The organism is Ruegeria sp. AF8, assembly GCF_056541825.1.
Genome location: NZ_JBQFYW010000041.1, coordinates 1 through 14553 on the forward strand (window position 1 = coordinate 1; position 14553 = coordinate 14553).

Consider the following 14553-nt stretch of genomic DNA (forward strand, 5'->3'; position numbering starts at 1 on the left):
GCGCGCTCGAAATAGAACACGAACAGATCCCTGGCTTGATCGCCTGATCGAACGCAAGCCGCCACTGCTGGTTCGCGTGGCTCTGGCCAACTTGGGGTCTGCCCCCAGCCGGAGCAGACCCCAAGTTGTGTGTTTTACAGAACAGAAATGCCCGATATCTGAGCTACCCCCCAATGTTTGGACAGTTTCCGGCGTGATTTAAGCTACTTTCTGCTCCTGCTGATCGGGTTGGGTTTCATTTTTTCTCAGCCAATAGACCACGGCTGGAGGTTTGCCGCCGAGTTCATCGGTGGCAAACACCGGCCTGCCGATATGGTCGGTGCGGATGAAGAAGAGTTGGTCATTCTCGACCACGCCCACGGCCTCACCCTCCATCCAGATATATTCACGCAGCAGCGTCGAGGTTCCGGAGAGTGGGTCGTGCTCATATTCCGCCTGATCGACTTTCCACCATAGACAACGCAGGCGCAACTCCGTTTCACCTACCCTTGAACTCAAAAAGTACGTCAAGAAACGCCTGCGATCTGTTTTGCTCGGCTACTTGTTGAGGTGTTCGCCCAAAGTTATCGACACTACTTGTAGTTGCTCCAGATTCCAACAAAACACTCGCAGCTTCAGCGCTGTTATGCAGTGCTGCCACATGCATTAGAGTGGCACCCTCATCACCAATGACATCCGCAGTACCAGCCACTCTTAGCGCTACAACAAGGGACCCAATGTCATTCTGAGCGACGATCTTGTGCAACACGGTATCACCATCAAGTGCACGAGAAAAAACAGTCGAAACATCACAAAGGTCGAAAAATGGCATTGCAGCATATTTTTCTAAGATCTCGTCAATCTGGCTCATCACCTCTCACCTTCGATTTACGATTGACACAAAGTCATCTGGATCTTGCAAGCACGCAGTATTTCCACAACGCACATAGTATTTCGACATTAATTCTTGGGCTTTCTGTCGCCTCTTGCCTATCTCAGGCTTGTGCGTGCCTTTGCGCCACTGATTATCCCAATCTTCTTTCATTTTTGCACAAGTTAGATGGTAGTTTGCGCGATTGACTAAATCGGTGCAATAATCTCCAGTATTGGGAGGTGGATTGTCACAATACCTCTTGTACTTGTCATGTTGGTACTGGGCACGAGGGTCATCGATGCTCTTTGGAACACCTTTGTCGCGAAATAAAACAGGCGGTGGCAAAACTTCACCAAAGGGATTTGATCTTGGTAACCCACGTGGGAAGGTTCTTGGGCCGATGCGGAAGAATGGGTTAGCTGGGAATGGGATTGTATTCGTTCCCCTCGAATCGACGTATTTCCCCGGGTTCTGGAGCGCATACCCGTAGACGGAAGGTCCGTCGATGAGGCCGAGGGGGTCTGCCTGGAGGTACCGGCCCGTGGTGGGGTCGTAGTCGCGCATCCAGTTCTGGTGCAGGCCGGACCCGGTCTGATACCACTGGCCCGGAAAGTTGAAGCCGATCGTGAGCGGCGTTATTTGCCAGAAAGTGTCGATGCGTCCGAAGGGCAGGTAGGAGACTTCCCAAATCTTGCCGCCAAGCTCATCGGTGGCAAACACCGGCCGGCCGATATGGTCGGTGCGGATGAAGTAGAGCGTGTCGTTCTCGACCACGCCCACGGCCTCACCGTCCATCCAGGTATATTCGCGCAGCAGCGTCGAGGTTCCGGAGAGTGGGTAGTATTCATATTCCGCCAGCCGGTTGCCGTCGGCGTCGTGGATCACATCGTGATTAGCCCTGCGAGCTATCCAATCTAAGGGGCTTGGAGCAGAATTCCTACTCCCAAGGTTGAAGCCAGGTGTATGTGTAAGAAACATAAAGGGCACCCGGTTCGGGAGCATTGAAAATTGAGCTTCGCATGTTGGTTGCTGTCCCTTCACAGTGAACGAAAATGCTATTCATCGCCATAATTCGGTTATCACAACAGATAACTGTTTGGGGCTGCCAGTCAAAAACCTGCCCATAAGGAACATTTAGTGTATGGTGAGCACCAAGCAACAAACGCGCTCTATCGATACCCTGAAAGATGAGATATCCAAAACACACATTTTCAGGGCTGCTCCGCACCAACTCCTCAAGAGAAGCTTGAAGAAGCTTCAATCCGTCTTGCTCGAAATTCAACGTCATACTTTGTGTCAATAGCGCACTCCTACCCCACGGAGATTCAACAGCTCGAATGAACTCAGATCATTATAGGTTTGACCCGGAAAATCGGAAATCGTAGGTGGGCATTGAAAGTTCTTCGAAAACAGTTCCAGTTTCATTTTTCCTCCGGGACATCTATAAAGACAACCCTTGGTTCCGCCTGGTCCACTGCCGCCGGGATGAAGCCCAGCGGCTTTAAGTTGTTCGGACGACACTTCTGTTCGAAGCATACATGAGTTTCTGCTACACTGTGGTCCATCATTGATGTTCGACGGGTCCGGGACATCCCGTGGCTTAAATTGTGGCCAAGTTGACATCTCCATATTATGGGGATTTACACTAAATCCTACTGGTGGAGGAATCATGCCAAATGTCCCTGCTAGAGAACCGGAGGGCACACCTCGTTCTCCTCTCGGATCAGTATACCGTCCCGGGTTCTGGAGCGCGTATCCATAGACACTCGGCCCATCGACGAGTCCGAGGGGGTCGGCCTGGAGGTACCGCCCTGTTGTGGGGTCGTAGTCGCGCATCCAGTTCTGGTGCAGGCCGGACCCGGTCTGATACCACTGGCCCGGAAAGTTGAAGCCGATCGTGAGCGGCGTTATTTGCCAGAAAGTGTCGATGCGTCCGAAGGGCAGGTAGGAGACTTCCCAAATCTTGCCGCCGAGTTCATCGGTGGCAAACACCGGCCGGCCGATATGGTCGGTGCGGATGAAGAAGAGTTGGTCATTCTCGACCACGCCCACGGCCTCACCGTCCATCCAGATATATTCACGCAGCAGTGTCGAGGTTCCGGCGACCGGGTCATATTCATACTCGACCAGCCGGTTGCCGTCAGCGTCATGGATCACGTGCAGCGTCTTGCCGTCCTGCACCAGTCGCTGGACCACCTGCTGACCAAGCGCGTTATAGACATATTCCGCCTGCAGCACGCCGTTGATCGAAAACTCAGACATCCGGCCCGCGGCGTTGTAGCCATAGCCATAGCCGCCGCCGCTGCGGTTGTCATAGGTGACGTTGCCCGCCATGTCGTGGCTGAAGGTCCGGCTGCTGACACCGGTGGAGATGCTGGCCAGACGGTTGGAGTCTTCGGGATAGGTGTAGTCCTCGGTTGTAACCGTGCCGAAATCGTCCAACTTCCTGCTCGCCCGGTCGCCGACCTTGTTATAGGTGAATTCGATCTCACCATAGGGGCCGGTGGCAAAGCGCAGCCGTTGTTGTGCGGAATATTTGAAGTCTTCGGAGTTCAGGCTGTTGAGGTTATCGGTGACCGTTCTCAGATCATCCCGAACGCTCCAGCCATAGCTGACGTCCCGGAAAGCAACACCTCCCATCGTATCCCGAACGCGTGTAGCGCGGTAGGATTGGTCGTGATCTTTGGTATGCTCCCCGCCATCTCCATAGTTGAACTGGAAAAGCGGGCCAAAAGGCCGGTAGTTTCCATCATCGACAACGACTTTTTCAGGCGGCAATTGCCCGGTTGCCGGGTCGACAACATTGCGCTGAATTTTCACGCTCTTGATCTGCTGCTGGCCGGTGTAGCTGAATTTGATGCTGAGTTCCGAAGATGTTTTGATCCTCGATAACAATCCCTTGCCATTGTAGAAGTACTTGGTGTCGTAGGTGGCTGCGCCGATCTGGCGCCGGTCCAGCTTCAGTTTTCCGCCATCTCCATATTCGCGCGTGATGACACCCGCCTCATCCGAGATGGTATGAATGTTCCCCTGACCCTGGCTGCCATTGGCGGTTCCGTCATAGGTGAACAGCTGATCGTGGGCGGGGGAAGACGGGAACGTGCGCGATGTGATGCGCCCCCCATTGTCATATGTGTAGTTCGACACAACTCCACGACCATCAGTCATCGAGGTGACGAGACCTCGTGCACCATAGGTATAGTTCATCGTGCCGCGATCGGCACTCGTCTCCTGAATCACCTCACCGAAGCCGTTATAGCTGAAGCTTGTCGCGACATTGCGCGGATCGGTGTATTGGGTGACCTGATCCGCGTCATTGTGGGTCATACTGGTCAGCGCATTGTTGACCCCGTCATATTCTGAGACCAGGCGATTCAACGCGTCAAAGCCATACTCTCTGGTTTTGCCAATGGCATCGTTTGCCTTGATGAGATTGTCTTCGACGTCATAGGCAAAGGTCGGGTCCTGAGCGTGCGCTCCAACAATACCTCTGAGGCGGCCCAGCTCATCATAGAGGGAGTCCTCAAAGTAAGTCGCTGTGCCGCTGGCATTTTCATGCTGAGTCCGGGTGATATTGCCCATTGCATCATAGCTATAGGGGTCTGATGCCGGAGGGGGCAGGATCCTACGTTAAGGGCTGATTTGACGCTCTATTCGCTGCAACGTTTTATGGACGGCAGGCTTTGAGACTGAGAAGATTTTGGCAAGATCGTTAATCGATCTCTTTTCGGACATTTCTCTTTCCAAGGAAGTAACAATATGCCCCGTCGGAAAATCCTGACTGGCCGCCAACGCGCGGCCCTTTTTGATCTGCCAACCGACGAAGCTCTTTTGCTACATCACTACACCCTGGCGGATGACGATCTTGAGATCATTCGGTCCCGCCGACGCCCTCACAATCGTTTCGGCTTCGCGCTGCAACTTTGCGCCCTACGATATCCAGGTCGGTTGCTCGCCCCAGGTGAAGTAATCCCGCTGGAAATCACGCGCTTCCTGGCGGCCCAACTTGGACTGAGGCCCGAGGATCTGGCCACATATGCGAGCCGTGAAGAAACCCGGCACGAACACCTGGCAATCCTGCGCGAGATCTATGGTTACAAGATGCTCGCGGGACGGGGATCACGCGACTTGAAGGTTTGGCTAGAGAAGAAAGCCGAGGCGGCGCGGTCGAACGAAGAGCTGGCGCGGTGGTTTGTTGATCATTGCCGTTCGACCCAAACCATCCTGCCCGGAATAACAGTGATCGAGCGTCTTTGTGCAGACGCCCTTGTTGCCGCAGAACGACGGATTGATGCTCGGATTGTCGATCAACTGGAAGGCGAAATGCGTGATCGCCTTGATGCCTTGCTGACCGAGAGTGCAGATGGCAGCGTCACCCGCTTTGTCTGGTTGCGGCAGTTTGAGACAGGGCGGAACTCGGCCGACATGAACCGTCTGCTGGATCGACTGGAAGCACTGCAAGATATCATACTCGACAGTTCTCTGCTGTCCGATATCCCGCCGCATCGCGTTGCTGGTCTTCGCCGTCAGGGTGAGCGCTACTTCGCCGGGGACATGAGGGATATCTCTGGTGATCGGCGCCTCGCAATTCTCGCAGTCTGCGTTTTGGAATGGCGAAGTGCGGTAGCCGATGCAGTGGTCGAGACCCATGATCGGATCGTTGGCAAAACCTGGCGTGAGGCCAAATCACGAAGTGACGCCTGCTTGGCCGACGCCAAATCAACTCTGAAGGACACCCTGAAAGCATTTTCGACCCTTGGGTCGGCGTTGCTTGAAGCGCACGAAGACCAAGCCCCGCTGGAAGAGGCCGTTCAAAATTCCGGGGGTTGGTCCACGCTCAGGGACCTTGTTGCAACCGCAGCCCAACTCACCGAGACATTAGCGACCGATCCGCTGGCACATGTCGTCCATGGTTATCATCGTTTCCGGCGCTACGGTCCGCGCATGTTGCGGGCACTCAACATCAAAGCAGCTCCGGTTGCCGAACCGTTACTGACTGCTGCGGAAATCATCGCAGTTGGCGAAACAACGGCCGTCCGGCCGCGAAGTTTTCTGCGCCGCACCTCAAAATGGCATCGTCACCTGAGGGACGATAACGGGCACCGGCTATGGGAGGTGGCCGTCATGTGCCACCTGCGCGAGGGTTTTCGATCCGGCGACGTCTGGCTTGCCCATTCCCGACGTTATGGCGATCTCAAGGAAGCGCTTGTCCCCGCCGAGATCGCTCGGTCCACACCGAGACTGACTATGCCGTTTGAACCGGAAGCCTGGCTGGCAGATCGGAAGGCCCGTTTGGCCAATGGTTTGCAGAGACTTGCCCGTGCCGCCAGAGCTGGCGCGATTCCGGGAGGACTTATCGAAAACGGTAATCTCAAACTTGACCGGCTGACCGCTGCCGTCCCAGAAGAGGCCAACGCCATGGTACTCGACCTTTATCGACGACTACCGGAAACTAGGATCACCGATCTCCTGCTCGAGGTGGATGACGAGGTTGGCTTTACTGAGGCATTCACTCATCTGCGCACCGGCGTACCCTGCAAGGACAGGATAGGTATGTTGAATGTGTTGCTTGCCGAAGGGTTGAATATTGGTCTCAGCAAAATGGCAGGTGCCACGAACACCCATGATTATTTCCAGCTCTCCCGCTTGTCACGGTGGCACATTGAAAGCGAGGCAATGGCCCGCGCCCTGGCCGTGGTGATTGAGGGGCAATCTTCGTTGCCGATGGCTCAGTTCTGGGGCGCCGGACAGGCCGCATCGAGCGACGGCCAGTTCTTCCCTACTTCACGTCAAGGGGAGGCGATGAATCTCGTTAATGCCAAATACGGCCACGAACCTGGGCTGAAGGCCTACACTCATGTCTCCGATCAGTTCGGTCCCTTCGCCACCCAAACCATCCCGGCCACGGTGAACGAAGCACCCTACATTCTGGATGGTTTGTTGATGACTGGTGCGGGTCAAAAAGTCCGGGAACAGTACGCTGATACAGGTGGCTTCACCGACCATGTCTTCGCGGTCACCGCTCTGCTGGGCTTCCAGTTCATTCCCCGCATCCGCGACCTGCCGTCCAAGCGCCTTTATCTCTTCGACCCCACATCCTGTCCGAAGGAACTGAAAGGCTTGATTGGGGGTAAGATCAGGGAGCCTGTCATCGCCGCGAACTGGCCGGATATCCTGCGCAGCGCCGCAACCATGGTGGCAGGGGCCATGCCTCCAAGCCAATTGTTGCGGAAATTTTCTGCGTATCCCCGCCAGCATGAGCTTGCGGTGGCGTTGAGAGAAATCGGACGAGTCGAACGGACACTATTCATCATCGACTGGTTGCTTGACGCCGACATGCAGCGCCGGGCGCAGATCGGCCTCAACAAAGGGGAGGCACACCACGCTTTGAAGAACGCGCTCCGCATCGGGCGGCAGGGCGAAATCCGTGACCGAACTTCCGAAGGACAGCACTATCGCATGGCTGGCCTGAACCTGCTCGCCGCGATTGTCATCTACTGGAACACCAAACACCTTGGGAACGCTGTCGCCGAGCGCCGCCGCGAAGGATTAGACTGCTCGCCTAACCTGCTGGCGCATATCTCGCCACTCGGATGGGCCCACATACTCCTGACAGGTGAATACAGGTGGCCCAAAAGGTGATCAGACGGTCTTAACGTAGGATCCTGCCCTCTCAGGCATCAGACCCCCATATGCCGTTTGGGTCTACCATCGCTTCGCGCTCAGCACCGCCGATGTTGAAGACCTGCTAGCTAAGCGCGGAGTGACGGTCAGCCTGCCGCTCCGGCGTGGCATGCATTCAAACGAACTAAACGGAAAGAGAAGTCAGGGAAGTTTTTATTGGTTGTGCCGACGCTGATCGCGTGCGGCACGTTGCCGGTTTATTGAGCTAGCGAAGGCAACGCCAGGCTGGGCACCGACGCTCACGACAGCTAGGTTCCTATAAGAGGAGGTCTAGTTTGGAACGTCGCTTGCTCACTATTCTCGCGATGGACGTCGTCGGCTACTCGCGGCTGATGCATCACGATGAAGAAACGACCCTTACTGATCTTATGGCGAGCCGGAACCTGATCGAACACCACATAGAGCAATTCGGAGGCCGAGTTTTTGGCAGTTCAGGAGACGGGTTTATTGCGAAGTTCAATAGCCCTGTTCAGGCCGTACGTTGCGCCACAGCGATCCAGATAGAGTTGTCCGAACGTGCGGCCGCGCGACCGGAAAGGCGGAAAATGCTGTTTAGATGCGGCCTCAATCTCGGCGACGTAATAGTCAAGGGTGATGATCTTTTCGGGGAAGGCGTGAACGTCGCAGCACGCCTTGAGGCACTTGCAGAACCTGGCGGTCTTTGCATTTCGCAATCCGTATACGAGCACACTCTAGGAAAAGTCGAAGAGAAGTTTATCAGCCTCGGCCCGCAGCACTTAAAAAACATAGACCGGCCGGTAGTAGCTTTCGCATGGCCCGCCAACGATCCTTCCCGGAAAGATGTGCCAACGAAGCAGGAAGATCCTGTCATTGCAGTTCTACCTTTTGAAACCTATGGCGACGAAGAACAGGAGTTTCTGGCCGACGGGCTGGCGGAGGAAATTATTGCGACGATATCCAAGGTCCCCGGATTGCTCGTGATCTCGCGTCACTCTACCGCGGGCTACAAGAAACAACCAGTTGATGTGCAACAAATCGGGGTTGAACAGGGCGCGAGCCACGTTCTGGAGGGCAGTATTCGAAAGGTTGGAAAACGCCTCCGGATCAGTGCTCAACTCGTCGATACCGCCAGTGGGTATCAGCTCTGGTCGGAGCGCTATGATCGCGAGTTTGAGGACATTTTCGATCTGCAAGATAGTATTTCTCTATGCATCGCCAAAGCGCTGCACGGGGAGATTCTGGAAGGAGAAATGGCGATTGAGCGGGGTTCTGGAACCCAAGATTTCCGCGCTTGGCAATTGCAAGTTCAAGCAAATGCAACGATGCGCAACTTGGCAAAAGAAACGATCGCAGCCGCTCGGATGATGGTTGAAAGAGCGTTGGAGATTGATCCTCGGTATTCCGCAGCCATGACTACGCTGGCTTTGACGCACGGAATGGACGCACGCCATGGCTTTGCCACGGCACGCAATCGCTCAATCGAATTGATGAGGAACTGGGCCGAGCGCGCGCTGGACGTCGACGAACGCAGTGCTGAAGCTTATGGGGTGCTTGGTTTCGCCAGTAACCTGGATGGCGATACGAAAGGCGCAATTGCCCAGTTCGAGCAAGCACTGGAACTGAATCCTAGCCACGCCGAAATTACAATTCGACTGGCGCTGTCTCAGATTTTCGACGGCAGTCCAGCGGAAGCCGTACGCACAGCGGAACGCGCCATGCGGCTTTGCCCCAAGCATCCGCCTTGGTACTTTGGTGTTTACGGTTTTGCACTTCGCTCTGTGTGCCGTTTCGATGAGGCTATTTCTGCCTTCAAAAACTACGGTGCGCATGTCCCGGGCTTCGGTCTTGTCGATCTAACGATTATTTTCACGCAGCAGGGGAATGAACAAGCGGCGCGAGAGCATGCCGAGGAACTGCTAAAGTACCGCCCAGACTTCACTGTCAGCCAGTGGGCTAAAACTCAACTTTACAGTGCAAAGGATGGTGCTCGCAGCGACATCGAAGCGCTGCTTCGTGCCGGACTGCCAGAGTGACAAGATCCGTAGAGTGATGGGCTTCCTTCGCTGGCGCTCGGTCTGGTGACGGCTGATTTTGCTGAAAAAATGGAAAATCGGAAATAGCATTTTTTGGCCAAATCACTATTTGCAAGGAACGTCGGCTCGTAGCCTCATCGATGGTTCCATCAGGACAATTTGAACGTGACACCGTACGTTGCCGGCAGTTTGATCGGGGCTTCGAAGCAAGGGCGAACGCTGCCCGTGCTCCGATGGTTGCGGGATGTGTCGCAAACTTTGGACTGAGGTTGACGAAATTGACCCGCCCCGGTGGTTTTACATAAAAAGTGGGTCACGTTTCGAGAAACGGTCGTCTTTATCAGTTTAACGACGGTAAACATAGCGTGTGGGCCCGGTGTACCAGACTGCTTCGTGAATTTCGGACCGGTGCAGCCCGATATCTTTGAGAATTCGGGCTGATAAACGCTCAAGTTTTTGTTGGTCATTCCTTGCCCTGCTGCGGCGTTTGGCGGCGGCAAGCATCAGCGAAACCTGATCACCAATTGCCCTTTTCATCCGATCTACAAAACCGGTTGAAGAAGTTTCTATAGATTGAAAGACCACAATGTTTCCTTCCTTCGCTCCATTTGTCGAAGCGTTCATGCGATCAGTACCGATGCGAACAGCTCCGATATGCTGGGTAATGTTGATCGTTGATTATGGGTCTGCCATCGCGTTACACGCGCTCATTCCCCAATGTGCGCCAGCACCGACCGCAAGCCTTCGGCGTTGGCTGGAGGTTTTCTTTGGTATGATTCTAATGAGGTCGCAGGTCAGCGGATGACTTCGTAACCCTCATTGATCCACGCTTGTGTGCCACCTTCGATCCAGCTGACATTTGGAAATCCCTGTCTGGTAAATGCTTCGGCGAGTTTCAATGCCATCGGACCAGCCTGACAGGTGGCCACGATGTGGATGGTCCGATCAGCAAAAGCCGGAGGCAGGTTTCCCGCCTCGGCATCGCCGATGGAAATCAGCCGAGCACCTGGGATCTTGCCGGTCGTTTCGGCGATGGCTTCCGCCGGTCGAGGATCGACAAATTCGACGCCGGCCCGGCCATAGTAACTATGCGCCTGTTTCGCCGAGATGGGCGTGGCACTTGAGCTGGTAACGGCACCGTTGTTGCTGCACGAAGTCATGATTTTCTCCTTGGTTTAAGTATTCGGTCGAATTTGGTTTTCAGAAGCAGAGGGTGGCCGCGCCATCAAGGATCAACGCGTGGAGTGCGGGCGAGCCCACAACCTGTGCGTTGTTGATGAAATCATCATCCGCATAGCCGCGCACTTTGGCGCAAGGCGGGCAGACAAGGATACGCCCGCCGCTGTCCTGAAAATGGTCGATCAACTCTTTGAGCGGGGGGTCAAAAGGGTTCATCTGAACGTTGTCAGCAGCGCCTTTCCTGACAATGTCGACGCCGGAGCTCACCATGAACATGGTCACTTGTTGACCTGAGGCGAGCCCGGTCTTTGCGATGGTGAAAGCAACGGTCGCGCGCTCGTCATCAAGTCCGCGCGAAACCACGATGGCTAATTTCTTGGGATGATCAGTCATTTCTCACTCCATTGCCGTTGACGGGGTTTGGTCCAGTCGTTTGTCCAGGCCGGACGGGGTCTCGATTTCGGAAGGGGTCCGGTGTTTTTGGCGGTGACATCCTGCATTTCCATTCCGGCAAACATTGGTTCGATCTCATCTGGATGGACGCTTGATTGCCCGATGCCCCAATGGTGCGGTGTTTGATTGCGCATGAAAATTCGCTAATCTGGTAAAATCAGTTTGCAAAAACGCACATGATCCAATGAGCCCCGCTGACACCGATCCGACAGACCGTCTGCTTCACATCCCCGAGATGGAACTGGAGTGGAATGATCTGTCCGTGATCCTGGCAATTGGCCGAACGGGCAGCCTTTCGGGGGCGGCCCGAATTTTGAAGGTGAATCACAGCACGATCTTTCGCCGGATCTCAGCGATCGAGGAGAAAACAAACGTTCGGTTTTTCGACCGTCTGCCAACGGGTTACAGAATGACCGGCGCCGGAATGGCAGCCATGCAATGTGCTGAGCGTGTTGAAGGGGAAGTGTTTGCCCTGGGCCGCCATATTCTGGGTCGCGACAAACGGCTTCAGGGAAAAATCAGAATTACGGCGCCCGAGTATGTATCCACTGATCTGCTCGTGGGACCGATGCACGAGTTTCGGAATAACAACCCCGATATTGTATTCCAGATTGTCACAACCAGCGACCCGTTGGATCTTAATCGGCGCGAGGCGGATATCGCAATCCGTGTGACCTCGGCGCCTCCGGAGGCATTATTGGGACGAAAAATCTGCGAATTTCGGTTTTGCGTCTACGCGGCCCAGTCGTATCTGGAACAACGCCCGGAAAAGTCACTGGCTGAACATGACTGGGTTATGAAGGACAACGAAGTCGATTGGCTCATACCCCTGATTTGGAAGAACAGAGCCTTGGCCAGCAATCGCATTGCGCTCACAAGCAGCTTGACCCGGGGCGCCACCAATGCGGCCTTGGAAGGGATGGGTGTGGTGCTACTCCCCTGTTTTTTCGGAGATGTCCACCCGAGGCTGATACGGGTAACTGAACCGATTGCATCACTTGCACGGGAACTTTGGGTGCTGACCCACCCAGATCTCCGCCACACGGTCCGGGTACGCGCCGCAATGAGGCATTTCTATGAAGCACTGCGCATAAAGGCTTCTTTGATCGATGGAACAAGGGGATCGGCGACTTCAGGGAGGCCACTCTCTCAAGCATTCTGAGTTTGTATTGGCAGGTTCCGAACCCAAATCGGCAATCACTGTGCCGGTTTGAAGAGCCAAGAAAGAAATGTTGGCAGGATCGATTCACGAATGCGTATTCTACGACCGCCCGGATCGTTTGAGCCAGGCCAACAAACGTTGTGCACATCGCCCCATTCGGTGAGAAGCCAGTGGCATTATAGTTTTCAAGCGCGGAAACCCGGTTACATTCGCCCGCGAAGCCACTTGTTGGTGAAGTTGCGATGACAAGCTTCAGAAAACAAACGGCCGCAACTTTGGCCGTTTGTTTGGCAGTCAAGTTTTCATTCGGCCGCATCCGGGACATTTTTACTGGGGTAAACAACTTTCACGCGCTCTTTAGCTGGATCAAAATGCGGGAACGAAACAGTTTTTGCTTTCAGGCGCTTTTGCTGCCCATCCAGTTGGCCGATCTCAATGTCGTGCCCCTCCTGCGCATGGGTTGATGAAACCCGCCCGAGGACGATGACCTTGCCTAAGATGGATGATTTCATCGCGCTGGTGATTTCGCCGACCTGCGCTTTTCCGATACGTACACAATCTCCCGGAGAAGGAACTGTTCCACCTTCTATATCAAACCCGACCAGTTTGCGCTGAGGGTGAGCCTTGCGTTCCTCAATTGCGCTGCGCCCGATGAAATCATCGGTCTTAGATTTCAATGGGACGGTAAAACCGATCCCGGCCTCGAACGGATCGGTCTGATCGTCAAATTCGGACCCGGCAAAGATCAAGCCACCTTCGATCCGCAAAATGTCGAGGGCAGCAAGGCCAAGCGGGGCGATTCCATAGTCCTGACCAACTTCCCAGACACGGTCGAAAATCTCGACGGCATCTTTGGGGTGGCAGAAGATTTCATACCCTAATTCGCCGGAATATCCGGTTCGGGAAATCACGACCGAGGTTCCGCGCACATCCCCGACCCGGGCCACTGTAAGCCGGAACCAAGGCAATTCTTCAATGGTTGGCTGCTGGGGTGGCGTCCAGAATATCTGCGAGAGGATGTCGCGGCTGTGCCGCCCCTGGACCGCGATGTTGTGCAACTGATCTGTAGAGTTTCGAACCCAGACATTCATGTTGCGCTTGCGCGCTTGTTCCTGCAGCCACAAACCGCTGGTGTCGTTGCCGCCAATCCATCGGAATTTGGTCTCTCCCAGCCGGTAGACGGTGCCATCGTCGATCATGCCGCCATGTGGTGATGTCACGCTAACTTGCCGTTTGGTTATTCATGTCCGTAATTGGTCGTAGGTGGCATCGATGAATTCATCGCCCATCAGCTACAAGCGTCACAGATTTCCTCCTCGGATTATTACGCACGCGGTGTGGCTTTATGTTCGCTTCAATTTGAGCCTGCGTGAAGTTGAAGAGATGCTGCTGCAGCGCGGGATCGACGCGTCTTACGAGACCGTCCGGCGTTGGGTCATCAAGTTCGGACCGCTGATCACTCGAAAATTGCGTCAACGACAGGACCGTCCCGGCGATGTCTGGCACCTCGATGAGGTTGTTGTGAGAATCTCCGGTCGTATGTGCTGGCTTTGGCGCGCGGCCGATCAACATGGCATCGTGCTGGACGAAATACTCCAACCAAAACGGGACAAACGGGCTGCAAAACGGTTGTTGCGCCGCCTGATAAAGCGTCTTGGATTCGTTCCCAAGCGGATCATCACGGACAAGCTGAGCTCATTTGGCGCCGCTAGGCGGGAGATCGCGCCGGGTCTGGATCATTGGTCGCACAAGGGACCCAATAATCGCGCCGAAAATAGCCATCTCCCATTTCGAAAGCGAGAACGGACGATGCAAGGCCATCACTCTCCAGGAGGTTTGCAGAGGTTCGTGGCCACCCATTCAGCCATTCGGAATTGCTTCTGTGTCCCCGCACGTCGTCGTTCAGCCTTAACAATCCGATATCACCGACTCGTGGCATTTGACGCCTGGAATACCGCCACTCGAACTGCTTGAAACCCGAGCATCAGCATTCCTTGGTGGGCCGGAAGTTAATGTGACAACACCCACCACACTGTTAATAGCCAAAGGCGATGACATGGCTGTCGCCAGTGCCGTAGATGCTTCCTGTGGCTGGGATGTGCTGGAAAACCTCGTCGCAATGGCAGGGACACTCGGCAAGACCGTCAAAGCGGATGCGCTGGCCTATGTCGAGCAGGGCTATCACCGCTTCAAGCTCTATGCCCCGCGAATGCTGGCAGCATTGGACA

At 54.8% G+C, this 14553-nt stretch carries 13 protein-coding genes and 1 pseudogene; 5 read left to right on the forward strand and 9 right to left on the reverse strand.

Annotated elements, in window-relative coordinates; all coding sequences use genetic code 11:
• Window positions 1-198: 198 nt before the first annotated feature.
• The 5 genes from ACR0AO_RS24755 to ACR0AO_RS24775 are packed head-to-tail and all read right to left on the reverse strand — an operon-like array spanning window position 199 to window position 4435.
• Window positions 199-471 (reverse strand): hypothetical protein, encoded by a 273-nt coding sequence (locus tag ACR0AO_RS24755; RefSeq protein WP_480609481.1) that lies wholly within the window; start codon window positions 469-471, stop codon window positions 199-201.
• A gap of 7 nt (window positions 472-478) precedes the next feature.
• The gene (locus tag ACR0AO_RS24760; RefSeq protein ID WP_480609484.1) at window positions 479-850 is read right to left on the reverse strand and encodes an ankyrin repeat domain-containing protein; all 372 of its coding nucleotides are present in this window, start codon (window positions 848-850) and stop codon (window positions 479-481) included.
• 6 nt (window positions 851-856) lie between these two features.
• Window positions 857-1738 carry an RHS repeat domain-containing protein gene (locus tag ACR0AO_RS24765; protein ID WP_480609486.1) on the reverse strand — a complete coding sequence of 294 codons (882 nt, stop codon included), beginning with the start codon at window positions 1736-1738 and terminating at the stop codon, window positions 857-859.
• Window positions 1739-1790: 52 nt separating this feature from the next.
• Entirely contained in the window at window positions 1791-2153 is a 363-nt protein-coding gene (locus tag ACR0AO_RS24770; RefSeq protein ID WP_480609488.1) for a hypothetical protein, read from the reverse strand.
• On the reverse strand, window positions 2150-4435 hold the full coding sequence (locus ACR0AO_RS24775) for an RHS repeat domain-containing protein (RefSeq protein ID WP_480609491.1): 2286 nt from the start codon (window positions 4433-4435) through the stop codon (window positions 2150-2152). Before ACR0AO_RS24775 ends, ACR0AO_RS24770 begins: the two co-directional genes overlap by 4 nt.
• Before the next feature lie 177 nt (window positions 4436-4612).
• Between ACR0AO_RS24775 and ACR0AO_RS24780 the strand changes: the two genes are divergently transcribed.
• Entirely contained in the window at window positions 4613-7495 is a 2883-nt protein-coding gene (locus ACR0AO_RS24780; RefSeq protein WP_480609493.1) for a Tn3 family transposase, read from the forward strand.
• 317 nt (window positions 7496-7812) lie between these two features.
• Window positions 7813-9531, forward strand: a complete 1719-nt coding sequence (locus ACR0AO_RS24785; RefSeq protein ID WP_480609497.1) for an adenylate/guanylate cyclase domain-containing protein — start codon at window positions 7813-7815, stop codon at window positions 9529-9531.
• 345 nt (window positions 9532-9876) lie between these two features.
• On the opposite strand, the gene ACR0AO_RS24790 is transcribed toward ACR0AO_RS24785, so the two are convergent.
• The 3 genes from ACR0AO_RS24790 to ACR0AO_RS24800 form a co-directional block, all read right to left on the reverse strand.
• A complete protein-coding gene (locus ACR0AO_RS24790) occupies window positions 9877-10155 on the reverse strand; it encodes a DUF1127 domain-containing protein (protein WP_480609500.1) in 279 nt (92 codons plus the stop codon).
• A 170-nt stretch (window positions 10156-10325) separates the two neighbouring features.
• Complete coding sequence (locus ACR0AO_RS24795; protein ID WP_480609503.1) at window positions 10326-10691, reverse strand: rhodanese-like domain-containing protein; 366 nt, start codon at window positions 10689-10691, stop codon at window positions 10326-10328.
• A gap of 40 nt (window positions 10692-10731) precedes the next feature.
• Complete coding sequence (locus tag ACR0AO_RS24800; RefSeq protein ID WP_058279900.1) at window positions 10732-11103, reverse strand: DsrE family protein; 372 nt, start codon at window positions 11101-11103, stop codon at window positions 10732-10734.
• A gap of 244 nt (window positions 11104-11347) precedes the next feature.
• Between ACR0AO_RS24800 and ACR0AO_RS24805 the strand changes: the two genes are divergently transcribed.
• Window positions 11348-12325, forward strand: coding sequence for a LysR family transcriptional regulator (locus tag ACR0AO_RS24805; protein WP_480609507.1), 978 nt, complete (start codon window positions 11348-11350; stop codon window positions 12323-12325).
• Window positions 12326-12627: 302 nt separating this feature from the next.
• On the opposite strand, the pseudogene ACR0AO_RS24810 reads toward ACR0AO_RS24805, so the two are convergent.
• A pseudogene (locus ACR0AO_RS24810) lies at window positions 12628-13533 on the reverse strand (aminomethyl transferase family protein); the annotation flags it as partial.
• A 64-nt stretch (window positions 13534-13597) separates the two neighbouring features.
• On the opposite strand from ACR0AO_RS24810, the gene ACR0AO_RS24815 reads away from it, so the two are divergent.
• Entirely contained in the window at window positions 13598-14299 is a 702-nt protein-coding gene (locus ACR0AO_RS24815) for an IS6 family transposase (RefSeq protein WP_480609510.1), read from the forward strand.
• A gap of 40 nt (window positions 14300-14339) precedes the next feature.
• The coding region (locus ACR0AO_RS24820) for a hypothetical protein (RefSeq protein WP_480609512.1) at window positions 14340-14553 on the forward strand (214 nt) is incomplete at its 3' end.